The 21,666-nt window shown below is 72.3% G+C and carries 24 protein-coding genes; 13 read left to right on the top strand and 11 right to left on the bottom strand.

The genetic code is table 11. The features are described from left to right. Position 1 precedes the first annotated feature (1 nt). Positions 2-532, bottom strand: a complete 531-nt coding sequence (locus tag ACZ63J_RS29255; RefSeq protein WP_465401067.1) for a ferritin — start codon at positions 530-532, stop codon at positions 2-4. Positions 533-592: 60 nt separating this feature from the next. On the opposite strand from ACZ63J_RS29255, the gene ACZ63J_RS29250 reads away from it, so the two are divergent. Further along, positions 593-1,351: an SDR family NAD(P)-dependent oxidoreductase gene (locus ACZ63J_RS29250; RefSeq protein WP_465401066.1), complete on the top strand. Its 759-nt coding sequence runs from the start codon at positions 593-595 to the stop codon at positions 1,349-1,351. Positions 1,352-1,354: 3 nt separating this feature from the next. Here the strand turns inward: ACZ63J_RS29250 and ACZ63J_RS29245 are convergent, their stop codons facing one another. Then, positions 1,355-1,855, bottom strand: coding sequence for a MarR family winged helix-turn-helix transcriptional regulator (locus ACZ63J_RS29245; RefSeq protein WP_465401065.1), 501 nt, complete (start codon positions 1,853-1,855; stop codon positions 1,355-1,357). 67 nt (positions 1,856-1,922) lie between these two features. Between ACZ63J_RS29245 and ACZ63J_RS29240 the strand changes: the two genes are divergently transcribed. Further along, positions 1,923-3,332: an FAD-dependent monooxygenase gene (locus tag ACZ63J_RS29240; protein ID WP_465401064.1), complete on the top strand. Its 1,410-nt coding sequence runs from the start codon at positions 1,923-1,925 to the stop codon at positions 3,330-3,332. On the opposite strand, the gene ACZ63J_RS29235 is transcribed toward ACZ63J_RS29240, so the two are convergent. From ACZ63J_RS29235 to ACZ63J_RS29220, 4 genes are read right to left on the bottom strand one after another with little or no spacing between them, the layout of a single operon-like run. Next, entirely contained in the window at positions 3,307-4,812 is a 1,506-nt protein-coding gene (locus ACZ63J_RS29235; protein WP_465401063.1) for an FAD-binding oxidoreductase, read from the bottom strand. The two genes, ACZ63J_RS29240 and ACZ63J_RS29235, sit on opposite strands and share 26 nt — an antisense overlap. 52 nt (positions 4,813-4,864) lie before the next feature. Then, positions 4,865-5,050 carry a tautomerase family protein gene (locus ACZ63J_RS29230; RefSeq protein WP_465401062.1) on the bottom strand — a complete coding sequence of 62 codons (186 nt, stop codon included), beginning with the start codon at positions 5,048-5,050 and terminating at the stop codon, positions 4,865-4,867. After that, positions 5,010-6,224 (bottom strand): Cmx/CmrA family chloramphenicol efflux MFS transporter, encoded by a 1,215-nt coding sequence (locus tag ACZ63J_RS29225; RefSeq protein ID WP_465401061.1) that lies wholly within the window; start codon positions 6,222-6,224, stop codon positions 5,010-5,012. Before ACZ63J_RS29225 ends, ACZ63J_RS29230 begins: the two co-directional genes overlap by 41 nt. Positions 6,225-6,256: 32 nt before the next feature. Next, positions 6,257-6,682: a GlcG/HbpS family heme-binding protein gene (locus ACZ63J_RS29220; RefSeq protein ID WP_465401060.1), complete on the bottom strand. Its 426-nt coding sequence runs from the start codon at positions 6,680-6,682 to the stop codon at positions 6,257-6,259. Positions 6,683-6,935: 253 nt separating this feature from the next. Here ACZ63J_RS29220 and ACZ63J_RS29215 point away from each other — a divergent pair, with 253 nt between their 5' ends. From ACZ63J_RS29215 to ACZ63J_RS29170, 10 genes are all read left to right on the top strand, one after another. Beyond that, the gene (locus ACZ63J_RS29215; RefSeq protein ID WP_465401059.1) at positions 6,936-7,520 is read left to right on the top strand and encodes a TetR/AcrR family transcriptional regulator; all 585 of its coding nucleotides are present in this window, start codon (positions 6,936-6,938) and stop codon (positions 7,518-7,520) included. A gap of 440 nt (positions 7,521-7,960) precedes the next feature. Beyond that, the gene (locus ACZ63J_RS29210) at positions 7,961-8,746 is read left to right on the top strand and encodes a cupin domain-containing protein (RefSeq protein WP_465401058.1); all 786 of its coding nucleotides are present in this window, start codon (positions 7,961-7,963) and stop codon (positions 8,744-8,746) included. A 5-nt stretch (positions 8,747-8,751) separates the two neighbouring features. Next, positions 8,752-10,548 (top strand): asparagine synthase (glutamine-hydrolyzing), encoded by a 1,797-nt coding sequence (gene asnB, locus ACZ63J_RS29205; RefSeq protein WP_465401300.1) that lies wholly within the window; start codon positions 8,752-8,754, stop codon positions 10,546-10,548. Beyond that, the gene (locus ACZ63J_RS29200; protein ID WP_465401057.1) at positions 10,548-11,588 is read left to right on the top strand and encodes a PrpF domain-containing protein; all 1,041 of its coding nucleotides are present in this window, start codon (positions 10,548-10,550) and stop codon (positions 11,586-11,588) included. The genes asnB and ACZ63J_RS29200 overlap by 1 nt, the downstream gene beginning before the upstream one ends. Then, positions 11,570-12,697, top strand: a complete 1,128-nt coding sequence (locus tag ACZ63J_RS29195) for an acyl-CoA dehydrogenase family protein (protein WP_465401056.1) — start codon at positions 11,570-11,572, stop codon at positions 12,695-12,697. The genes ACZ63J_RS29200 and ACZ63J_RS29195 overlap by 19 nt, the downstream gene beginning before the upstream one ends. Continuing rightward, positions 12,694-14,070, top strand: a complete 1,377-nt coding sequence (locus ACZ63J_RS29190) for a dihydroorotase (RefSeq protein ID WP_465401055.1) — start codon at positions 12,694-12,696, stop codon at positions 14,068-14,070. Before ACZ63J_RS29195 ends, ACZ63J_RS29190 begins: the two co-directional genes overlap by 4 nt. Beyond that, the gene (locus ACZ63J_RS29185; RefSeq protein ID WP_465401054.1) at positions 14,067-14,549 is read left to right on the top strand and encodes a flavin reductase family protein; all 483 of its coding nucleotides are present in this window, start codon (positions 14,067-14,069) and stop codon (positions 14,547-14,549) included. Before ACZ63J_RS29190 ends, ACZ63J_RS29185 begins: the two co-directional genes overlap by 4 nt. A 19-nt stretch (positions 14,550-14,568) precedes the next feature. After that, positions 14,569-15,021, top strand: a complete 453-nt coding sequence (locus tag ACZ63J_RS29180; RefSeq protein WP_465401053.1) for a luciferase domain-containing protein — start codon at positions 14,569-14,571, stop codon at positions 15,019-15,021. 11 nt (positions 15,022-15,032) lie between these two features. Continuing rightward, entirely contained in the window at positions 15,033-15,296 is a 264-nt protein-coding gene (locus tag ACZ63J_RS29175) for a hypothetical protein (RefSeq protein ID WP_465401052.1), read from the top strand. A 25-nt stretch (positions 15,297-15,321) separates the two neighbouring features. Continuing rightward, positions 15,322-15,939 carry a PaaI family thioesterase gene (locus ACZ63J_RS29170; protein WP_465401051.1) on the top strand — a complete coding sequence of 206 codons (618 nt, stop codon included), beginning with the start codon at positions 15,322-15,324 and terminating at the stop codon, positions 15,937-15,939. Here the strand turns inward: ACZ63J_RS29170 and ACZ63J_RS29165 are convergent. Genes ACZ63J_RS29165 through ACZ63J_RS29145 form a run of 5 tightly spaced genes read right to left on the bottom strand, consistent with a single transcriptional unit; the run spans position 15,908 to position 20,317 of the window. Further along, positions 15,908-16,681 carry an MHYT domain-containing protein gene (locus tag ACZ63J_RS29165; RefSeq protein ID WP_465304218.1) on the bottom strand — a complete coding sequence of 258 codons (774 nt, stop codon included), beginning with the start codon at positions 16,679-16,681 and terminating at the stop codon, positions 15,908-15,910. The two genes, ACZ63J_RS29170 and ACZ63J_RS29165, sit on opposite strands and share 32 nt — an antisense overlap. A gap of 19 nt (positions 16,682-16,700) precedes the next feature. Then, positions 16,701-17,288: a GTP-binding protein gene (locus tag ACZ63J_RS29160; protein ID WP_465303585.1), complete on the bottom strand. Its 588-nt coding sequence runs from the start codon at positions 17,286-17,288 to the stop codon at positions 16,701-16,703. Next, positions 17,269-17,646, bottom strand: a complete 378-nt coding sequence (locus tag ACZ63J_RS29155) for a DUF742 domain-containing protein (protein WP_465303583.1) — start codon at positions 17,644-17,646, stop codon at positions 17,269-17,271. Before ACZ63J_RS29155 ends, ACZ63J_RS29160 begins: the two co-directional genes overlap by 20 nt. Continuing rightward, positions 17,643-18,053 (bottom strand): roadblock/LC7 domain-containing protein, encoded by a 411-nt coding sequence (locus tag ACZ63J_RS29150; protein WP_465303581.1) that lies wholly within the window; start codon positions 18,051-18,053, stop codon positions 17,643-17,645. The genes ACZ63J_RS29155 and ACZ63J_RS29150 overlap by 4 nt, the downstream gene beginning before the upstream one ends. 23 nt (positions 18,054-18,076) lie before the next feature. Beyond that, positions 18,077-20,317: a HAMP domain-containing sensor histidine kinase gene (locus tag ACZ63J_RS29145; RefSeq protein WP_465401050.1), complete on the bottom strand. Its 2,241-nt coding sequence runs from the start codon at positions 20,315-20,317 to the stop codon at positions 18,077-18,079. A 276-nt stretch (positions 20,318-20,593) separates the two neighbouring features. Here ACZ63J_RS29145 and ACZ63J_RS29140 point away from each other — a divergent pair, with 276 nt between their 5' ends. Next, positions 20,594-21,553 carry an ArsR/SmtB family transcription factor gene (locus ACZ63J_RS29140; RefSeq protein WP_465303577.1) on the top strand — a complete coding sequence of 320 codons (960 nt, stop codon included), beginning with the start codon at positions 20,594-20,596 and terminating at the stop codon, positions 21,551-21,553. Positions 21,554-21,666 lie beyond the last annotated feature (113 nt).

Here is a 21,666-nt window from a genome sequence, read left to right as displayed (position 1 = left end):
GCTACAGCTTCCCGCCCGCGACCGGCGGCATGTCGGGCGCGTCCTCGACCGCCGTCGCCGCCTCGCGGTACAGGTGGTTCTCGACCTCGAACAGGTTGCCCCCGGCGCGCTCGACCACGGTGAGCAGCGTCGACATCTGCGCGATCTCCTCCACCTGCTCGGTGAGGAACCACGCCACGAACTGCTCCCCGAGGTAGTCCTCCTCGGCGCGCGCGGCCTTCGCCATCGCCTCGATGTCCGCGGTGACCGTGCGCTCCTGGGTCAGCGCCAGCTCGATCGCCTCGTGCACGCTCGAGAAGTCGTTGCGGACCTCACCGCTGCCCGGGATCACCACCGGCTGGTCGCGGTCGAGCAGGTACCGCACCATCGCCAGCGCGTGGTTGCGCTCTTCGATCGCCTGCCGGTAGAAGCGCTTGGCCAGTCGCGGCAGGTCGCGCGCGTCGAACCAGACGGCGAGAGCGATGTACTGCTGGGCGGCGGTGAACTCGTGCCGGATCTGCTCCTGCAGGAGCCCGGGGAACTTTTTGGCCATGGCCCCAACCTACGACGTGCCGGATGCTCGCGACACGCGTTGCGGTGAAACGATCCCGGGATGACGACCGCGCCCGACCTGTCCGGCACGACCACCTGCGTCACCGGCGCGGCCGGCACGATCGGCCGTGGCATCGCGCTCCGGTTCGCCGCGGCCGGGAGCGCCGTCGCCGTGCACCACCGCCGTCCCGGGGCCGGTGACGACGTCGTCGCGGCGATCGAAGCCGCGGGCGGCCGGGCGAAGGCGTTCACCGCGGAGCTCACCGACGACCGCGCCTGCCACGCGCTGCTCGACGCCGTCACGGAGTGGGGTGGCCGGCTGGACGCGCTGGTCAACAACGCCGGCGTCCAGCCGGTCGAAGCCCTCACGGACCTGACCGCCGAACGCTGGCGGGCGATGCTCGACGCGACGCTGACGAGCGCTTTCTCCTGCACCCAGGCGGCGGCCCGGCTGATGCGCGACGGCGGGAGCGTCACGCACGTCGCCTCGATCGAGGCCCGGCAGCCCGCGGCCGGGCACGTCCACTACAGCGCGGCGAAAGCGGCGCTGGTGATGCACGCCCGGGGCGCGGCGCTGGAGTACGGGCCGCGCGGGATCCGCGTCAACACGGTGTCCCCCGGGCTGATCGGCCGCCCCGGGCTCGACCGGGACTGGCCTGAAGGTGTCGAACGCTGGCACCGCGCGGCGCCGCTCGGGCGGCTGGGCACCCCCGAAGACGTCGGCAACGCGTGTCTCTTCCTCGCTTCACCGCTGGCGTCGTGGATCACCGGCCACGACCTCGTGGTGGACGGCGGAGTCACGGCGCGCCCGACCTGGTGACGCTCAGTCCGGGACCTCGCCCATCGAGCGGCAGAGGCGGCGCAGCAGGTCGGCCAGCTCCCGGCGGTCCGGGCCGCTCAGGCCGCTGACCAGCTCCTCCTGGGTCGCCAGCTCCGCGGTGAACGCCTCGTCGGCCAGCGTCAGGCCCGCCGGGGTGAGGCGCACGAGCGCGGTGCGGCGGTTGGCCGGGTTCTGCTGCCGGTCGACCAGCCCGGCCGCCACCAGGCGGTCGAGCCGGCTGGTCATCGTGCTGTTGCCGGCCAGCATCCAGCGGGCGATCTCCGCCAGCGACAGCTCGTACGGCTCCCCCGCGCGCCGCAGCGTGCCGAGGATGTCCAGGTCCGCGTGGAGCAGGCCGTAGTCCTTCAGCGTGTCGTCGAGGCGCCGGGTCACCCGCCGCGCGATCCGGGTCAGCCGGGCCAGCACGGCCAGGGGGGCCGGGTCGAGGTCCGGGCGCTGGCCGCGCCACTGGTCCAGCACGTCGTCGACGAAGTCACGCTCCATCCCCGTACTCTACAATGACGGACATTACGACCTCGTACCTTTCGACCTCGTGACGAGGGAGGGAAAGATGCCCGGAGTGATCGTCGCCGGCGGCGGGCCGGTCGGCATGCTGCTGGCCACCGAGCTCGGCCGGCACGGCGTGCGCACGACCGTCGTCGAGAAGCTGACCGAAACCCACGACGAACCGCGCGCGGGCACGCTGCACGCGCGCACCGCGCAGACGTTTCTGCGCCGCGGCTACCTCCCGGCGCCGCAGCCGCCGCGGAACCCGCACGCGATGGTCGAAGTCCCGTTCCACTTCGGTGGCCGCCCGGTGCTGACCCTGGAGTCACCCGCACTCGAAGGCGCGCCGATGATCGGCCAGGCGCAGTCCGACATCGAGCGGTTCTTCGAGGCGAAGGCCCGCTCGCTCGGCGTCGAAATCCTGCGGGGTCGAACGATCACCGGGGTGCGGGACGACGGCGGGAGCGTCACCGTCACCACCGACCGGGGCGAGCTGACCGCGGCCTACGTCGTCGGCTGCGACGGCGCCCGCAGCACGGTCCGGGCGGCCGCCGGGATCACCGGGACCACCCACCCGGCCACGTTCGCCGGCCTCCTCGGCCTGGCCCGCCTCGGCGACCCGGCGCGCGTGCCCGGCGGCTGGACGCAGGGGCCGACCGGCTGGACGCTGGTCAACGTCAACCCGGCCGGGCACAGCCGGATCCTCACGCACGAGTTCACCGAGCCCCTGCCCGAGCGCGGCGCCCCGGCCACGCTCGACGACCTGCGCGGGGCGGCGTCGCGGATCCTCGGCCACGACGTGCCGATGACCGACCCGGCGTTCCTCGGCCGGTTCAGCGACTTCACCCGGCTGGCCGACCACTACCGCACCGGCCGGCTCCTGCTCGCCGGCGACGCCGCCCACGTGCACGCGCCCCTCGGCGGGCAGGGCCTCAACCTCGGCCTGCAGGACGCGGTCAACCTCGGCTGGAAGCTCGCGATGGTGGTCGCGGGCACGGCGCCGGAGAAGCTGCTCGACACTTACCACGACGAGCGGCGCCCGGTCGCCGAAGCGGTGATCGCGAACACCCGGGCCCAGGCGGCGCTGATGCGGCCGGGCCCGGAGTTCGAGCCCCTGCGCGACCTGGTCGCCGACCTCCTGTCCACTTCGGACGGAAACCGGCTGATCAGCGACCGAGTCAGCGCCCAGGGCGTCCGCTACGGCGACGGCCGCGGCTTGGCTGGCGAGTTCTTGCGGAACCTCCCGCTGGGTGAGCGGACGGTGGCCGAAGTGCTGCACGCCGGTCGTCCGGTGGTGCTGCTCGGGCCTGGGGCTCCGGACACCCCGGCACCGTGGAAGGACGGCGTCGACGTGGTCGAGCACCGGGAAGACCTGGGTGCGCCCGCGATCCTGCTGCGGCCGGACGGGTATGTCGCCTGGGCGGGCTCGGATGGGCTTCCGGAGGCGCTCACCGACTGGTTCGGGCCTCGCTGACGCCGCCCGCGGCCGCCGGGCGGATCGACTGGCGATGCCGGAAGACCTCACCCGGATCCCACGCCGTCTTCGCCCGTTGCAGCCGCCGGTAATTGCCCTTGAAGTACAGGTCGTGCCACGGGACGCCGGACGTGTTCCAAGCCGGGTCGGACAGGTCCGCGTCCGGATAATTGACGTAACAGCCGTCGACCACCTCGCCGGGCACCGGCACCCCGCCCGTACCCGCGTACATCGTGCGGTAGAAGTCCCGCACCCAACCGATGTTCGCCGCATCCGCGTCCACTGTGGACCAGAATGCCTGGTACAGCAGCTTGAACGTGCTGTCGCGCTGGGCCACCGCCGTTGCCGCCGGGTCGACCGCCGAGATCGCGCCGCCGTAGGAGAACGCCACCAGCATCGTCTCCGGGTTCGTCACGTCCGGCCGGGTCAGGAACTCGTACGCCGTGCGCAGCTGGGCGTCCGGCAATGTGCTCCGGACGTACGCCGACTTGTGCTCGGCGCGCAGGGTCGGGTCGGTCAGCACCGGGGTGTTGGTGCCGAGGAACCGCGTGGCGCGCAGCCACGGCAGGCGCCGCGGGCGTGCCAGTCCCGGCATCGGGCCGAACTCGCCGGCCCGCGCGAACTCGGCCGGCACCAGGTCGCCGAGGACGGCCGAGAGGTGCTCGTCCAGCACGCGGGCCGCGGCCGGCGCGGCGGCGTCGATCTGCGCCACCAGGCCGACCGTCCCGTTGCAACGGTGGTTCAGCATCAGCAGGCTCGACAGCGGCGCGCCCGGCGAGTCCGGCGCGCGGTGGTCGTGGTGCCAGCGCGCGTACCCGCCGAGCAGCCGGGCGAAGCGCCGCTCGTCGAGGTCCGCCCACGGCACCGACAACGCCGTGACCAGCACTTCGGCCGGCGGGCGCACCAGCGGCGCCTCGAACAGGAACCGCGTCACCACGCCGAACGAGCCGCCCCCGCCGCCGGTGTGCGCCCAGAACAGGTCGGCCTCGGCGCCGGTCGAATCGCGGGTGACGACCACCGTCCGGCCGTCGGCGAGCACCACCTCGACGCCGTACAGGTGGTCGACGGTCAGGCCGTCCCGCCGCGACAGCAGCCCGTAACCCCCGCCGGTGACGTGCCCTCCCGCGCCGACCGAGTAGCAGATGCCGCCGGGGATCGTCACCCCCCAGCCGCGGTACAGCTTTTCGTAGACGTCCTGCAGCCGCGCCCCCGCGCCGACGGAGAAAACACCGTCCACAAAGTCCACATCGGACAGATAGCCGAGGTCGACGATCTCGGCCACCTCTTCGTGGTGGACGAAGTCCTCGAAGCAGTGGCCGCCGCTGCGGATCGCAAGCCGGCCTCCGGCAGCGGAAACCGCCGACGCGACTTCCGAAGTGTTCCTCGGCAGATGCACCGAGGACGGCTTCGCGGTGTAGCGCTGGTTGATCCCGGCCGTGAAGTCCGCGTACCGGGGGTCGTCCGGCCCGATGACGGGCATGGCTCCTCCAGGAAGACGGGGAGGCCGGGACGACGCGCGTCCCGGCCTCCGCTCAGAGATCTCCGGCGAGCTTGCCGCCGAGACCCCAATGGTCCTTTTCGACGTCGGTGATGATCACCGTGACCGCCGCTTCGGGGCACTTCGCGAGCCGCGAAACGGTGCCTGTCACCTCTTCGACGAGCTGGCGGCGTTCGGGCTCACCGGCCCCCTTCCACCAGTTCACGTGCACGACCGGCATCGGTTTCCACCCCCTCTCCGGTGCGCGTGTCCCCCCGGCGGTCGAGGCCCACCGCGGCCAGCGCGACGACCAGCGACGCCACGGCCAGCCCGGCCCCGATCCAGCTCGGCGAGAGCAGGCCGGCGCCGGCGCTGATGCCGACCCCGCCGAGCCACGGGCCGAGCGCGTTGCCGACGTTGAACGCCGAGATGTTGCTCGTGCTGGCCAGGGTCGGCGCGCCTTCGGTCTCGTTCATCACCCGCGTCTGCAACGCCGGGTTGATCAGGAAGCTGCCGATCCCGAACAGGAACAGCGTCGCGATCATGGCCGGTTTGCTGTGCGCGGTCAGGGAAAACGCGCCGAGCATGACGGCCAGCAGGAGCAGGCCGGCGCACAGCGTGCCCATCAGCGAGCGGTCGGCGAACCGGCCGCCGAGCACGCTGCCGAGGAACGTGCCGATGCCGAACAGCGCCAGCAGCGGCGGCACCAGGCCCTCGGAGAAGCCGGTGACGTCGGTCAGCAGCGGTGCGATGTAGGTGTAGGCGGTGTAGAGCGCGGCCTGGCTGAGCATCGTGGTGCCCAGGGCCAGCCACACCTTCGGGTTGCGGAACGCGGCCAGCTCGTGGCGCACGCCCAGGTGCCCGGCGCGCGGCTGGTGCGGCACCAGCGCGACCACGCCGACGAGGTCGACCAGGCCGAGCACCGCGACGGCCAGGAAGGTCGCGCGCCAGCCGAAGTGCTGGCCGACGAACGTGCCGAGCGGGACACCGGCGATGGTGGCGATGGTCAGGCCGCCGAACATGATCGAGATGGCCCGGGCCCGTTTGGCCGGCTCCACCAGGTTGGCCGCGACCACCGCGCCGATGCCGAAGAACGAGCCGTGCGCGACGGCGGTGACCACGCGGGCGGCCATGAGCACGCCGAACGACGGCGCGGCCGCGGCGATCACCTCGCCGACGACGAAAACCGCGAGCAGCACGACGAGCGCCGTCTTCCGCGGCACCTTGGTGGTCGCGGCGGTGATCAGCGGCGCGCCGACCACGACGCCGAGCGCGAACAGCGAGATGAGCAGCCCGGCCTGCGGCAGCGTGACGCCGAAGGCGCCGGACAGTTCCGGCAGCAGGCCGGCGATCATGAACTCGGTCGTGCCCAGGCTGAACACCGTCAGCCCGAGCACGAACAGGGCGATGGGCATCGTTTCTCCCGGGGTTCGGTTCGCCGGAACGGTCAGGACCCGAGCGCGGCCAGGCCGGCCTCGGCGATCTTGACGTCGTCGGTCCAGTGCGCGCCCGAGACGCCGACCGCGCCGACGACCTCGCCGTCGACCACGATGGGCAGGCCGCCGCCCATGCTGACCAGGCGGTCGATCGCGGTGGGCGCGCCGGTCCGCAGCACCGGGTCGGCCTCGAGCACCTCGGACCACTTCTGGGTCGGCATCGCCGACGACGCGGCGGTGTAGGCCTTGTCCTGCGCGACCTGGACGGCGTTGAGCTTCGCGCCGTCCTGCCGCAGGAACGCCTTCAGGTGGCCGCTTTCGTCCACCACCGCGACGGCGAACCGCTTGTCGGTCGCCTTCGCGGCCTCGTCGGCCGCGCGGACGATCTGCCAGGCCAGCTCGTCGCTGACGGACGACCGGCGCTGCACGTGAGGCATGGGATCTCTCCTTGCTTGGTTGGCTTGCTTGATTGGCGGAGTCTGGTTGCGGATGCGGGCGGTGCCGCAGCCCGAACGTAGCAAATCTGGATCGATCGGTAAACATCAGAGCGACCGACTGACCACGTTCAGGCACGAACTTCCTGGTAACGGCGCGGAAAATTCGGGCAACCAGGACGTTATTGTTGATCAGTCGGTCCAGATACAGGGCCCCGTTGTTGACCGATCGTTCCAGCTTCCCTAGACTGGGGACATGCCCCGAGTCCGCGAGTTCGACACCGACGAGGTGGTCCAGCAGGCCATGGAGGTCTTCTGGCGCCAGGGTTACGAGGCCACCTCGATCCAGGACCTCGCGGAGGCGACCGGGCTCGGACGCGGCTCGCTCTACGCCGCGTTCGGCAGCAAGCACGGCCTCTACGAACACGCGCTCCAGCGCTACGTCCGCCAGACCACCGACGCCACCCGTGAGTCGCTGATGCAGCGGGTGCCGATCCGGCAGGTGATGCGCGACCTGTTGCTGGGCCGCATCGACGACGCGCTGAAGGAGCCCGGCCGGCCCGGCTGCCTGCTCGTCATGGCGATCACCGAACGGGTGCCGCACGACGACATCGCGAACCGGATCGTCTGCGACGCCATCGCGGCGCTGCAGGACTCCTTCTACGGCACCCTGCACCTGGCCCGCAGCATGGGCGAACTGCCGGCGGGAACCGACATCCCGGCCGTGTCCAATTTCCTCGTCACGATGATTCAGGGGCTGCGCGTGATGAGCGCGGTCTGCCGCGACAAGGCTTTGCTGGAACAGGTCGTCGACACCGCATTGCAGGCCATTCCGCAGTAATTCGCTTTTCCGCACCGCTTCGGCGGCCACCGCGAGGTGGCCGCCTTTTTTGCGCACCGGGAAGCACCGGCCGCCGATCGTTAACATTCCGGCCGTTTTCGATTTGACCATCGGACCCGTTCCCGACATCGCGGCAGCAATTCCGTTGCAGCACAACGATTGTGACGACGTTCACATCTTTTCCCCGCGCCGCCCCTTTGGACGGCTTTCGTCGCACCGGCGGACATCAGCGTTCCCTCATTCGGCGGTATCGGAATTTTACTGAATCGGTTCAGTCAATGACTACTGCTCCATTCGGGCAGATTTGAGACCCCCGTTAACGACTTTGCAACGGTCGAGGCGAGTCTAGTACGGTCGCCACCGGAAGCGATTCGGGAAACCGTGATCAATTCCGCTTCCCGCCCATCGGCAAATCGTCAAGCAACTGATTGGACCTGGGGATGCTCATCGACCAGATTCAGGGAACGATCGTCCGCGCGGCGGATTTCGTCTTCGCGCCGTTCGACTGGGGCCGCGTCGCCGAGCCGGTCGGCCCGGCCATGGGGGCGCACAAGGTGACCCTGCTCGTCGTCGAAGTCGCACCCGGCAAGGCGTGGCGGCTCGGCTGGGCCCTCGAGGAGGAAAACGTCGCGGTCGTCTTCTCCGGCTCCGGCCACGGCGACGTCACGGGGCACCGCACCGAGGTGGCACGCGGCTCCGCCCTGCACTCCCCGACCGGGCGCACGCTCGAGCTCGAAGCCGGCGACGACGGCCTGACCGCGTACGTGTGGCGGACCCGCCTGGCGGGCGGCGAGCCCACCGGTTCCGCGCCCCGGCTGGAAAACGAGCTGGGGAACACCGAAACGCAGCTGCACGGCTTCAGCGGCACCGGCGAGGTGGCCGCGCACGAGAACACCGCCGTGATGAACTTCCTCTTCTGGCCCGGCACCGGCAGCGCGCGGCTGTGCCTGCACTGCGGGATCCAGGAGCCCGGCCAGACCTTCAACGTCCACCAGCACCCCGAAAGCGAAGAGGCGTTCATCGCCTTCGAGGGCGACGGCCAGATGTACCTGATCGACCGCTGGCACGACGTCTCCCCCGGCGACGTCCTGTTCGCCGCCCCCGGTGTGCCGCACGGCACGCGCAACCCCGAAGCGGCCACGACGCGGTTCGCGACCTGCGGTGGCCCGACCCCGTTCGACCCCGTCCTCTACGCCCGCGCGGGCGTCTCCGCGGAGGTGAAGTGACCGTCATGTGCCGGATCTATGGACACCTCGGCGGCAGTCTCGCGGACCACCACCTGCGGGCGGTCTCGGCGCTGCAGCGCCACGGCGGACCGGACGCCCGGTTCGGCGCAGCCGGCGAAGGCTGGGCGCTGGGCAACAACCGGCTCGCCATCATCGACCTCGACGGCGGCGAGCAGCCCTACTGCCTCGGCCGCGACCTCAAGGTCGTCTTCAACGGCGAGATCTACAACCACGCCGAGCTGCGCCGCGACCTGCACGCGGCGGGGTACGTCTTCCACGACCACTGCGACGGCAACGTGATCCCGGCGCTGTACCACCGGTACGGCCTGGACTTCGTCGACCACCTCGACGGGATGTACGCGGTGGCGGTGCTGGACCTGCGGGCCGAGCCGAAGCTGGTGCTGGCCACCGACGACGCGGGCATGAAACCGCTGTACTACCACTGGAACCCGGCCCGGGAGGAGCTGTACTTCTCCTCGGAGCTGCCCGCCCTGCTGAGCGTTCCCGGCGTGGAATGGGACCAGTGGGCCGAAGGCCTCGACAGCTACCTCACCACCAAAACGCCGTTCGGCGAACAGACGATGTTCGACGGCGTCCGGGTGCTGCCGCGGGCGGCCACCGCCGTCTACACGCGCTCGGCCGGGCTGAAGATCTCGCGGCGCGCCGAAAGCGCCTTCCCGGTCGAAGACGACGGTGACATCGAAGCCGCGGGCAGCCGGGTGCGCGACACCCTGCGCGCCGAGACCCACCGGCTGGCGCTGGCCGACGTGCCGATCTCGACGATCACCAGCGGCGGCCTGGACTCCAGCCTGGTGACGGCGTTGCTGGCGGAGAAGGTGCCGCACGTGCACGCGTTCAACATCGCCTACACCGGCGACTGGCCGTTCGACGAAAAGAAGTACGCCCGTGAGGTCGCCGCGCGCAGCGGTGCGACCTACCACCAGATCGAGGCGGACCCGGCAACGTTCCCGGACCTGCTCGGCGAGGTCGTCTGGCACCTGGGCCAGCCCAACGCGGACCCGATCACGCTCAGCACGTACCTGCTGTTCCAGGGCGTGCACGACGCCGGGTTCAAGGTGACGCTCTCCGGCGACGCCGCGGACGAGATCTTCGGCGGGTACAGCCGGATCCGCGACGCGCTGCTCGGCACCGAGGACTGGCCGAACGGCTACGTCGAAGCGCTGGCGGCGGTGCCCGCGGCCCTGCGACAGCAGCTGTACACAAAGGACTATCGAGACCTGTTGCGGCAGAAGGGAACCGAAGCCGAGCGGATCGAACGCCGGCTGCGCGGCGCCGGGCCGGACCGGCTCGCCGCGATCACCGAGTTCGAAGTGGACGAACGGCTGCCCGCCTACCACCTGCGCCGCGTCGACCACCTGAGCATGGCGCACTCGGTCGAGGTGCGGGTGCCGTTCTGCCAGCGGTCGGTCACGCGGCTGGCCCGCCGGCTGCCGGTCGAGCACCGCGTGCGCGGCAACGAGGTCAAGCGCGCGCTGTACGCGGCCGCCCGCGGGCTGGTCCCGGATTCGGTGCTCGACCGGCCGAAACAGCCGTTCACGCTGCCGATCACCGCGATGCTCGCGGCCGGGCAGCCGTTGCACACCTACGCCCGTGACGTGCTGTCCGGGCCGTCGCTCGCCCACGGCGGGCAGCTCGACCCCAAGGCCGTCACCGGGCTGTTCGACACCCAGGCCAACCGGCCGAACGACGAATCGGCGCTGGCCATCTGGGCGCTGCTCATCCACCGGATCTGGGCCGAGCAGCTCTCCCGCGGCGGCGCCGGGGAAAGGAGGGCGGCCTGATGCTCGCCCACATCGCCCACGCCCACGGCAGCCCGAGCTCGACGCTGGTGCTGCCGGCCGAGCGGCTGCCCGAGTCCGAGGAGGCGCTGGCCGACGCACTGGCCGACGGCGTCGCCTGGCTCGCCGACCACGGCCTCGCCGCGGTCACCAAGGTCGCGCTCGTCTCGGTCTCCGAGCACCCGCTGTTCGACCTCGACTACCGGTTCGTGCAGGTCATCCCGGGTGATCCGGTCCGGTTCGACTTCCGCGGCAGCTGCGGGCACTCGGTGCTCTCGTCGGTGGTCGTGGCCAGCCGGCTCGGCTGGATCGGCCGGCTCGCGCCGGAGCACCGCGTCCGGGTGCGCGTGCTCAACAACAACGACCACGTGGTGTGCGAGGTCGACGAGTGCGTCCGCGACCGGACGACGTTCACCGCGCACTTCCTCAACCACCCCGCGGTGCCGCTCGGCGAGCTGCTGCCGTTCGGCGAGACCACCACGGACCTGCCCTACGAGGACGGCACGATCCGGGTCAGCGCGGTCTCGGTCGGGAACCCGTACCTGTTCCTCTCCGGCCACGACCTCGGCGTCGACACCCCGGAGGAGCTGTTCTCCGCCGGGCAGCCGCTGTTCCGCACGATGACCGCGATCCGGCGCTCGGCCGCGCGGCAGTACGGCTACCCCGTCGACGGCGCGTTCCCGAAGGTGGCCGCGGTGCTGCCGGACGGCGAGGACGGCCTGGCGGTGCGCGCGATCTCGGTGCCGTCGTGGCACCCGACGATCGCGCTCACCGGCGCCGTCTGCCTCGGCGCGGCGCGGCGGATCCGCGGCACCATCCCGTTCCGGCACGCCGGCGGGGAGACCCGGCGCGCCGAGCCGCTGCGGATCCGCACCGCGGGCGGGCGCACCACCTCGGCCGCCGCGGTGTCCGGCCACGACCGCGACAGCGAGCTGTCCTGGGTGAGCGTCCCGGAGAAGGCGGTGTCGTTCACCGGCGCCGTGTCCATCGACTCGTTCGGCCCCCACGTCCTGAAGGAGGACTCGTGCCTGCTCTCGACCTGACCACTTCCGCGCGCCTCGACGTCGGCGAGCTGCTCGACGTCCTCGCGAAACACGCGGCCGCGGCCGACGAGGCCGGCAAGCCCGCGCCCGAAGTGCTCGAGGCGCTGCGGAACTCGCCGTTGCCCGGGCTGGTCGTGCCACGCCGCTACGGCGGGGCCGGGGAAGACTCCCTGGCGGCCAACCGGATGATCGCGAAGATCGCGCGGCACGACCCGTCGACGTCGATCATCGCCTTCCAGCACATGGCCGTGTGCAGCCGGATCGCCGAGTGGGGCAGCGACGCGCAGCGCGAGGAACTGCTGCCGAAGCTCGCCTCCGGCCGGTGGCTGGCCGCCTCGGCGTGGAGCGAGTCCGGCGCCGGCGCGGCGAAGAAGAACCTCGCCACCATCGCCGACGAGCTGCCCGGCGGCGGCTGGACGGTCAGCGGCGGCAAGGCGTTCACCACCGGCGCCGGCGTCACCGACGTCTACCTCGTGCTCGCGCAGAGCACGCCGGTGAGCGAAGCGGACGACTCGGCGTACGGCTCCGGCGGGCAGAGCTTCTTCCTCGTGCCCGCGACCAACCCCGGCATCGAGCCCGACCTGAGCCTGGACCTGGCCGGCATGCGGGCGTCGGCGACCGGGTTCGTCGAGCTCAAGGACTGCCGGCTCGACGCGGAAGCGCTGCTCGGGCCGCGGGACGCCGCCAGCACGATCATCGCCGGCGTCCGGCAGTCCGGGGCGACGCTCGGCGCGGTGTCGGCCGGGATCGCCGAAGCGGCCTGGGACCTCGGGTTCCGGGCGGCGCAACGGAAGTCGCTGCTCGACCTGCAGGCCGTCCGGCACCGGCTGGTGGACCTGCGCGGGCAGGTGGAGTCCGCCCGCGCGCTCGTCGAACGGGCCGGGCGACGCGAAGGCGCCGACCCGGGCGAGGTGACGCTGCACAGCAAGATCCACGCCTCCCAGGTGGCCGAGGAGGTCGTCGCGGGCATCGCGCGGCTGCTCGGCAGCGCGGGGTACGTGGTGACGCACCCGATCAACCGGATGGCCCGCGACGCCCGCGCCGTCGCGCTGATGGGCCCGACCAACGACCTGAGCCGAGAGCTGGTGAGCTTGCCATGGGCCGCGTGAAGACCTGCGACCTCGTCGTCCGCGGCGGCCGGGTGACCGGCCCCGACGGAGTCCGGGTCGCCGACATCGCCGTCACCGGCGGGAAGATCGCCGACGTGCTCCCGGCCGGGAGCACCGTGTCCGGCGCCGAGGAGCTCGACGCGGCCGGCCGGTTCGTGCTGCCCGGCCTGATCGACTCCCACGTGCACTTCCGCACCCCGGGCCTGACGGCCAAGGAGGACTGGGCGCACGCGTCGCGCGCCGCGGTGGCCGGCGGCGTCACCACGGTGTTCGACATGCCCAACACGCGCCCGGCGACGTTCACCCCCGCCGACGCGCGGGCCAAGGACGCCGAGGTCCGCGGAACGAGCCTGGTCGACTACCGCTTCCACGCGGGGGTCAACCCGGACGCCGTCGACACGCTGGCGGCGTTCGAACCGGCCGAGGCACTGACCGCGAAGGCGTTCCTGACCGGGCACCACACCGCGCCGCACGTGCTGCGCGACCCGGGCCGGCTGGACGAGCTGTTCGCCGTCGCGAAACGCCGTGGCCTGCGGCTGCTGTTCCACGCCGAGGACGACGACGTCTTCACGCTGCTGGACGAGTGGCGGGGCAAGCCGTCGACCTACGGCGACTACGAACGGTTCCGGCCGCGCTCGGGCGGGATCGTCGCGGTGGCCAAGCTGATCGAGCTGGCGCGACGGCACGGCACCGCGGTGCACGTGCTGCACGTGTCCAGCCGCGAGGAGGCCGACCTGCTCACCGCGGCCGGCGCGACCGGGCTGCCGGTCACCTGGGAGGTCACCGGGCACCACCTGTCGTTCACCGCGGCGGACACCGCCCGCTACGGCTCGCGGATCCGGCTCAGCCCGGCCATCCGCGAGCAGGCCGACCAGGACCGGTTGTGGGACGCGGTGCTGCGCGGCGAAGTGTCCACTGTGGGCAGTGACCACGCGCCGCACGCGTTCGGGGACAAGGTGCTCGACGCGCCCGACGCGCCGCCCGGGCTGCCGGGGGTGCAGGAGCTGTTCGCGGCCCTCTACACCGGCCTGTGCCGCCGGGTGCCGGACGCGACACCGGCCGAGCTGCTGCCGATCGTCACCCGGGTGCTGGCCGCCGAACCCGCGCGGCTGATGGGGGTCGCGGACCGCAAGGGCGCCGTCGCGCCCGGCCTGGACGCCGATCTTGTGCTCTTCGACCCGGCGGAGAACTGGTCGTTCGGCCCCGGCGACGTCCAGGCGAAGTGCGGCTGGACGGCGTACGCGGGCTGGCTGTTCACCGGCCGGGTCGAGCGCACGATCCGCCGTGGCCGCACGGTGTTCTCCCGCGCCGGCGGGTTCGGGGCTCCGGAAGGCGAGTGGCTGACGCCGTCCGCGGTGGGAGCCCTCCGATGACCGCGGCGCTGCTCGACGAGTTCAAGGACGCGATGGCGGCGCTGGCCGGCGGCGTGTGCGTGGTGACCGCGCTCGACGGCGACGGCGCCCCGCGCGGGTTCGCCGCGACCTCGGTGACGTCGGTGTCGATGCGGCCGCCGCTGCTGCTGGTCTGCCAGGCGAAGACGTCGAGCTCCTACGGCGTGTTCTCGGGCTGCTCGCACTTCGGTGTCAACGTGCTGACCGCGGAGCAGGCCGAGCTCGCCGCGTTGTTCGCCACGCCGGGCGCCGACCGGTTCGGCGGCACCGGCTTCGCACCGGCCGAACACGGCCCGCCCCTGCACCCGGAGGCGCTGGCGAGCGTCGAATGCCGGCGCCGCGACACCGTCGACGCCGGCGACCACGGCCTGCTGCTGGGCGAGGTGTGCGCGGTCCGCACCCGGCCCGGCGACCCGCTCGTCTACCACGGCCGCCGCTACCAGCGCGTCCACCCGTTCTGACCTGTTCCGGAGGAAGCTCATGTTCGAGATGCCCGACCGTCCCGGCCCGGCGCCGCGCACCCGCGGCCCGGTCCCGCACGGCCAGCTCAACCAGATCGCGCCGAGCACGCTGCAGGAGGAGCTGTGGCAGCGGATGCGCGCACTGGCCGGCGTCTACCTCGCGCCGACGCACGTGCCGTACCCGGAGGCCAGGGCGATCCACCTGGCCCCGGAGTTCGGCACCGGCCCGGAGGACGCGTTCATCAAGCGCAGCCGCGAGTTCGCCCACCTGCACCCCCAGCAGGACGGCAGCCTCCACATGACACTGCCGGCGACGGTGAAGAAGATCGTCACGGAGGCGGGCTGGGGCGTGCCGCACCCGATCCAGAACACCCAGCTCGTCTACGGCCCGAGGGACCGCGACGAGATCGAGCTGGTGTGGCGGGTGCTGCTGGAGTCCTACACCTACGCCCGCGGCCGCCACTGCGAGTGAGCGCCGGGGCCATGCCGCTCTCCGCGGCGGCGTGGCCCCCGGTCTGCTCGCGCGTGTCGAGCGGCGCCTTGGCCGCGCCGGCGCGGCTGCTCTGCTACTCGGCGCCGCAGGAACAGCTCGGCTCGAGCCTGCTCCTCGACCCGACGAAAGCCACATCCGCCGGGACCTGGGCCACGCGGATCGGCGCGTGGCTGCACAAGCGGCCGAAGAAGGTGACCGCGGCCCGGCCCCGGTGTTCCTGGGCGAGCCGCTCCCCCGGAGCTAGACTGCACTGAAACGTGTTCTAGTTCTGGGGGTGTGATGGCCAGCCCTTTCCCGGTCGTCGACGGTGTCCCGGCCGAGCGAGCGCTGCTCGGCGACCGGATCCGCGAGCTGATCGAGGCGTCCGTGTGTGTCGGCGACTCCGCCGACCTCGTCGCCGCGGCCGGCCGGGTCGAAGCGGTGACGGCGGCCCTGCGCGCGGCGGGCGGCTCCGCGCCGTTGCTGCTCGCCGCCCTCGAGGGTGGTGGTCACCTCAGTGTCAACAACCCCCTCGAAGGCCCCGGCAACCCGCTCGCGCCGCCGTTGTCCTGGGTGGACGTCGGCCCGGAGTCCGTCCGCGCCGACGTCCTCCTCGGCGCCGCGCACGAGGGGCCGCCGGGGCGGGTCCACGGCGGCTGGGTCGCGGCGGTCCTGGACCACGTCCTGGGCCGCGCGACCGCCGCGGCCGGCTTTCCCGGCATGACGGCGTCCCTCACGGTCGACTACCACCACGGGACGCCGTACGCCGTGCCGCTCACCGCGGAAGGGCGGCTCGTGCGGCGCGACGGGCGCAAGCTGCACGCCACCGGAACCCTGCGCGCGGGCGACGTCGTGTGCGCGTCGGCCACCGCGATCCTCGTGCACTTCAGCGCAGACCGCTTCCCGAAGCCGCGGTAGCGGTGTGGCGCGACTCCGAGCCGGCCGACGCCATCAGCACCGCGCAGATCGGCACCGCCATCGCCAGCGCCGCCAGCACGAAGACCGGGAACAGGAACGAGAACACCTCCGTGCCCGACGGGTCCGGCGCCGCCGGGTCCAGGTGCAGCCGGACCGCCGCCATGCCCGTGTAGTGCATGCCGGTGACCGCCGCGGCCATCACCAGGCCCGCCGCCAGCCGGGGCAGGAGCTTGTCCAGCGCGACCGTGCACCACAGCGCCGCCGTCGCCGCCACCACCGCGATGACCACCGAGAGCGTCACCAGCGTCGGGTCGTAGCCGATCGTGCCCTTGATCTGGACCGCCCACATCCCCGTGTAGTGCATGACGTTGACCGCCAGCCCGGTCAGCAGCCCGCCGAGCAGCAGCCGCTTCCAGGCGAACCGGTTGCGGACGCCGAACACCAGCAGCCCGCAGAACACCGCCACCACCGACAGAACCGCCGAAAGCGCCGTGCGGAAGATGTCGTAACGCACGGGCAGCCCGGGCGTCGAAAACCCGAGCATCGCGATGAAGTGCATGACCCAGATGCCGACACCGCCGATCGACACCGCCGCCAGCGCCAGCCAGATCAGCCGGGTCCGCGGCTGGTCGGTCGACCGCGCCTGCAGCGTGCAGGCGAGACCGAGCGCGCAGCCCACCACCGAGGTCAGGTAGGCGAGGACGACGAGCCAGTGCCCCATCGCGAAGTCGTCGTGGTCCATGTGCATTTCCGTGCTCCTGTCAGGCTTTCTGCGCACGCGGCGCGTGCAGCTCGGCGAGCGCGTGCTCGGCCGCGGCGATGAGCGTGTGCTTGGTCGACTCCGGCGACCGCGCGTCGCAGGTCACGACCTGCACCGCCGCCGGGATCTTGAGGGCTTCGCGCACCTGGTCGGGCGCGTGCGGGCGGGTGTCCTGGAACTGGTTGATGGCCACGAGGAACGGCAGGCCGCGCGACTCGAAGAAGTCGATCGAGGCGAAGCAGTCCGCCAGCCGACGCGTGTCGACCAGGACGATCGCCGCGACCGCGCCGCAGACCAGGTCGTCCCACATGAACCAGAACCGGTGCTGCCCCGGTGTGCCGAACACGTAGAGCACCAGGTCGTCGGCCAGGGTGAGCCGGCCGAAGTCCATCGCGACGGTGGTCGCGAACTTCCCCGGCACCGCCTCGGTCCGGTCGACGCCGACGGCCGCCGCCGTCATCAGGGCTTCGGTCCGCAGCGGGTTGATTTCCGAGACGGCGCCGACGAAGGTCGTCTTGCCGGCCCCGAACCCGCCGGCCACGACGATCTTGGCCGAGGTGATCCGTCGTTCAGAGTGCGCGTAGTCCACTGAGGACCCTTTCGAGCAGGTCGTTCCGTTCGTCGAAGGAGGCGTCCGCGGTGAGCGTGTCGCGGATCGACACCTGGCCGGCGATCAGCAGATCACCGATGAGCACCCGGGCCACGCCGAGCGGCACGCCCAGGTGGAGCCCGACCTCGGCCACCGAACGCTGGTGCAGGCACAGCTGCGTCACCACGCCCAGGGGGTCGGTCGGGCTGTACGGGGCGGTGCGCCCCTGCGCGGTCGTCTCCACGAGGGCTTCCACCGCCAGGTCGACCGTCGGCCGGGTGCGCCCGGCGGTCCACGCGTAGGGGCGGGCCAGCGAAGCCGCGTGCCGGCCGCCCGCACGTCGCCGGCCTGGGGTCACCGGCTCGCTCCCGGCGCCGCCGCCGTGGGCCGCGCCGGGGTGTCGACCTGCTTCCCGACCCGGTCCACCAGCAGCGTCATCTCGTAGCCCACCAGGCCGATGTCGCAGCCGGGGTTGGCCAGCACGACCAGGTTCGAGCCGTCGCCGACGTTCATCAGCAGCAGGAAGCCCTGCTCCATCTCGATCACCGACTGCACGACCCGGCCCGCGGTGAACAGGTCGGCCGTGCCGAGCGCGAGGCTCGAGAGGCCGGACGCGATCGCCGAGAGCTGGTCGGCCCGGTCGCGCGGCAGGGTTTCGTTCGCCGCCACGAGCAGGCCGTCCGCCGAGACGAGCGCGGCGTGCGCGACGCCGGGCACCTCCTGCGTGAACGCCGACACCAGCCAGTTCCGGGACCTCTCGGCCATATCCGCTCCTTCCCGCCGCGTGCTCACTGCTCCGCCTTCGGATCGGCCGTGACCCGGTGCCGGGCCGCGCGCATACCGCTGTAGTGCCGTGAAAGGTTGCTCCGCACCGCGGCCGGATCGCGGAACGAGGTGTCCGCCTGCTGGGGCCGGCGCTCGGCGACCGAGCCCGGGGCGAGCTGCGCGCCGGGCTGCCGCGTCGGCAGTCCCGACTCGGTGAGCTCGACGTCGTCGAGCGTGCCGACCGCGGCTTCCGCGGCCTGCCGGACGTCGTCGGCCGGGGTCGCCCAGGCGCCGGGCGCCGCCGGTTCCGCCGGGGGATCGGCGAACCAGTGCGACAGCATGTGGTCGAAGATCGGCGTCGGCAGCGGCGGGGGCTCGAGGACGGCCGGACCGGGGTCTTCGGCGGGCCAGCGGGGTTCGGGGTCGGACCGGACGCCGCCGTTGAGGCCGTTGACACCGCTGACGCCGTTGGTCGCCGGGAGCAGCGCGGGCGGGCGCGGGGGCAGGTCGACCTGGATCAGCACCCCGGGGACGTGCACGCTGGCGGTGATGCCGGCGCTCGCGGTGCGGGTGGTCGTCGGCCGCAGCCGGACGGTGATCCCGTGCGACGCGGCCAGCCTGCTCACCACGAACAGGCCCATCCGCCGGGTGGTCTCCGGGCTGACCGCGGCCCCGGCGGCGAGCCGCGCGTTGGCCGCCTCGATGTCCTCGCGGCTCATGCCGAGCCCGACGTCGACGACCTCGATCAGCACCCCGCCGTCGAAGCCGCGGTCGGCGGTGAGCACCACCTGGTCGTCCGGCGGCGACGACCGGATCGCGTTCTCCAGCAGCTCGGCGAGGATGTGCACGACGTCGGCGGCGGCCTCGGACTGCACCGACCCGCGCGGCGCGTTGCCGAGCGCGACCCGCTGGTAGTCCTTGACCTCCGAGGTCGCGGCCCGCAGCAGCTCGACCGTCGCGACCGGCCCGACGTCGCGGCGCACCGGCCGTCCGCCCGCCAGGACCTGCAGGTTCTCGCCGTTGCGCCGCAGCCGGGTGGCGATGTGGTCGATCTGGAACAGCTCGGCCAGCCGCTGCGGGTCCTGCTCGTCGGCTTCGAGGTCTTCGATCACCGACAGCTGCAGCTCGACCAGGGACTGGCTGCGCCGCGAGAGCGTCATGAACATCTCGCTGACCTGGATGCGCATCTCGGCCTGCTCGCCGACGGCCAGCCGCACCGCCTGCCGGTGCATGTCGTCGAAGGCGCGGGCGAGCTGGCCGATCTCCTCCTCGGTGTCGACCGGCAGCGGCGGGGTCGCCTGCCAGTCGACCTCTTCGCCGTCGCGGATCCGCTCGATCGTCCCAGGCAGCCGGCGGCGCGCGGTGTCGACCGCGGCCGTGTGCAGCCGCCGGATCGGGGCGACCACCGACCGCGCCACGCCGAGCGCGATCGCGAGCGCGCCGAGCAGGGACGCGAGCACCAGCGCGGTGTCGCGCAACGCGTCGGAGCGGGCGGCGTTGGTCTGCACGCCGACCGCGTCCGAAAGCGCTTTCACCTGCTCGGTCAGGATCGTGCCGAGCAACGCGCGCCGGGCCGCGGGCCCGCCGGCGCCGGGGCTGGTCGCCGCGGCGAACCGGGCGGCCGCCGCACCGGCGGGCAGGGCGCGGCGAAGCTGCCCGGTGAGCACGGTCTCCTCGGCGGCGGCGACGCCCTCACCCGCCGCCGCCGAGGCGTCGGTGCGGCCGGCCAGGCTCGTCCTCAGCTGCACCAACGCTTTCGTGACGTCGGCGGCGTCGTCGAGATCGGTATTCCCGGCCTGCCCGACGATGCCGGGGATCACTTCGCTGAGCGCGACGACGAAGTCGTGGTAAGCGGTGGTCCTGGCCGTGGAAGAACCGGTCTGCTGACGCAGTCCGGCCATTTTCCCCAGCTGATCTTCCAGCGTTCGCGACAAATCCGGGTTGAGCTGCGAAAATGCGGCGTCGTGCCGGACGGCGGCGGCTTTCTCGTCGACGGCCGCGGTCTGCGCGGCGCCGCCGCCGTGGCTCATCTCGTCGTCGGCCAGCCCGCCGAGCTCGGCGATCCCTTGCACGACCGGCATTTGGTCCCGGACGGCGCTCAGGTCACCCGCCCGGGCGAGCTCGGCCTGCACCCGGCCGCCGGCCAGCAGGAGCGCGACCAGCACGGGCAGCAGCAACACGACGGAGATCTTGGTGCGCAGCCGCCAGGTGCCGGGTTTCCAGCGGGCGGCCGCACGACGGGACGCGGGTTCTTCTTCTTTCATCGGTGGCTTGGCTCGATTCGTACCGGTGCCCGAGAACGATTTCCGGGTCCTTTTCTCGCAGAATTCAGGCCGCCGACGTAACTCTGCGAGCCGTGGTGTTGTCAAGGAATGCGAGCCGTTTCCCCCGTACGCATCAGCTACGCAGGGTAATCTTCGACAGCGCGGCTTTTTACCTTCGCGGAGGGTGAAGAAATCCTCAAGAACGCACGGAACCGCCCGGGGATCCGGTGAATTCCTCCCCCGGCTACCCTCGGCGCGGAAAGGGGCACAGCGGCGATGTTGAGAGTTCACTTCACGGACGCGGACCTGGCGAAGCTGACCATCGCCGAGGACGCCGACCCGATGTGGGAGCTGCTGATGAGCAGCTACCGGATCCGGCGACCGGAGGGCGAGCCGTTCTTCGGCCGGTGGCGCCGGGGGTCACGCTCCGCGGTCCCCGACTCGGGCCGGCTGCTGCTGTCGGCGGTCCCGCCGTACGGCTACTGCCCGGACTTCCTCACCCCGGCGGGGGCCCGCACGATCACCGACGGGGTGTCGGCGGTGCTCGGGACGCCGTCGCCGAAGCTGGCCGCGGACGTCGCGGAGCTCGTCGCGCAGGGCACCCGTGTCCAGCCGTGGCTGCGCCGCCTCGCCGGCGGCGAATCGCGAGAGCTGCGGCGGCTCGGCACGTCCCTGCACGACTACTACCGGAACTGCCTGGCGCCGGACTGGCCGGCGGTGCGCGCGGCGGTCGCCCGCGACCGGCTCCGGCTGCGCTCGGCCCTGGACCGCGGCGGCCCGCAGCTGCTGCTGTCGACGCTGCACCCGGACATCACGTGGTCACCACCGGTGCTGCGGGTGCGTTTCCCGGTCGAGCAGGAGCTGCACCTCGACGGCCGAGGCCTCCGCCTGATCCCGGCGTTCTTCGCACACGGCATGCCGACGACGTACAAGGACCCGGACCTGCCCCCGGTCCTCGTCTATTCGATCAGCCAACCCCGCTTCGACCGCGACGCAGAGCCCGGGGCGTCGCTGTCCGCGCTGCTGGGCGCCACGCGGGCCCGGGTGCTGGTGACGCTGGCGACAACGCCGTGCAACACGAGCGAGCTGGCGGCACTGACCGGAATCTCCCTGGCGACGGCGAGCCAGCACGCGTCGATCCTGCGGGCGAGCGGGCTGATCACGAGCACGCGGGCGGGCAAGTCGCAGATCCACGAGAGCACGCCGTTGGGTTTGGCGGTCATCCGGGCGGGTTGAGGTTCGTGGGTTGCGCGGCCCGGGCGGGCTTGAGGTTCGCGGCTTGCGCCGCCCACCCGAGCCGCACCTCCCACCCAGGCCAACTCCCGCGCCCCGCGCCGCCCGCCGGAGCC

This window comes from Amycolatopsis sp. NPDC104863, from assembly GCF_055582965.1.
Note: the sequence above shows the minus strand (reverse complement) of the source record. Positions and strands in the feature narration are given on the sequence as shown.

Coding starts and splice junctions, on each gene's coding strand:
- ACZ63J_RS29210 (WP_465401058.1), top strand. CDS start 7,961: ATGCTCATCGACCAGATTCAGGGAACGATCGTCCGCGCGGCGGATTTC.
- asnB (WP_465401300.1), top strand. CDS start 8,752: ATGTGCCGGATCTATGGACACCTCGGCGGCAGTCTCGCGGACCACCAC.
- ACZ63J_RS29225 (WP_465401061.1), bottom strand. CDS start 6,224: ATGCCCATCGCCCTGTTCGTGCTCGGGCTGACGGTGTTCAGCCTGGGC.
- ACZ63J_RS29250 (WP_465401066.1), top strand. CDS start 593: ATGACGACCGCGCCCGACCTGTCCGGCACGACCACCTGCGTCACCGGC.
- ACZ63J_RS29245 (WP_465401065.1), bottom strand. CDS start 1,855: ATGGAGCGTGACTTCGTCGACGACGTGCTGGACCAGTGGCGCGGCCAG.
- ACZ63J_RS29200 (WP_465401057.1), top strand. CDS start 10,548: ATGCTCGCCCACATCGCCCACGCCCACGGCAGCCCGAGCTCGACGCTG.
- ACZ63J_RS29220 (WP_465401060.1), bottom strand. CDS start 6,682: ATGCCTCACGTGCAGCGCCGGTCGTCCGTCAGCGACGAGCTGGCCTGG.
- ACZ63J_RS29235 (WP_465401063.1), bottom strand. CDS start 4,812: ATGCCCGTCATCGGGCCGGACGACCCCCGGTACGCGGACTTCACGGCC.
- ACZ63J_RS29240 (WP_465401064.1), top strand. CDS start 1,923: ATGCCCGGAGTGATCGTCGCCGGCGGCGGGCCGGTCGGCATGCTGCTG.
- ACZ63J_RS29185 (WP_465401054.1), top strand. CDS start 14,067: ATGACCGCGGCGCTGCTCGACGAGTTCAAGGACGCGATGGCGGCGCTG.
- ACZ63J_RS29150 (WP_465303581.1), bottom strand. CDS start 18,053: ATGGCCGAGAGGTCCCGGAACTGGCTGGTGTCGGCGTTCACGCAGGAG.
- ACZ63J_RS29230 (WP_465401062.1), bottom strand. CDS start 5,050: ATGCCGGTCGTGCACGTGAACTGGTGGAAGGGGGCCGGTGAGCCCGAA.
- ACZ63J_RS29140 (WP_465303577.1), top strand. CDS start 20,594: ATGTTGAGAGTTCACTTCACGGACGCGGACCTGGCGAAGCTGACCATC.
- ACZ63J_RS29215 (WP_465401059.1), top strand. CDS start 6,936: ATGCCCCGAGTCCGCGAGTTCGACACCGACGAGGTGGTCCAGCAGGCC.
- ACZ63J_RS29175 (WP_465401052.1), top strand. CDS start 15,033: ATGCCGCTCTCCGCGGCGGCGTGGCCCCCGGTCTGCTCGCGCGTGTCG.
- ACZ63J_RS29145 (WP_465401050.1), bottom strand. CDS start 20,317: ATGAAAGAAGAAGAACCCGCGTCCCGTCGTGCGGCCGCCCGCTGGAAA.
- ACZ63J_RS29180 (WP_465401053.1), top strand. CDS start 14,569: ATGTTCGAGATGCCCGACCGTCCCGGCCCGGCGCCGCGCACCCGCGGC.
- ACZ63J_RS29255 (WP_465401067.1), bottom strand. CDS start 532: ATGGCCAAAAAGTTCCCCGGGCTCCTGCAGGAGCAGATCCGGCACGAG.
- ACZ63J_RS29165 (WP_465304218.1), bottom strand. CDS start 16,681: ATGGACCACGACGACTTCGCGATGGGGCACTGGCTCGTCGTCCTCGCC.
- ACZ63J_RS29170 (WP_465401051.1), top strand. CDS start 15,322: ATGGCCAGCCCTTTCCCGGTCGTCGACGGTGTCCCGGCCGAGCGAGCG.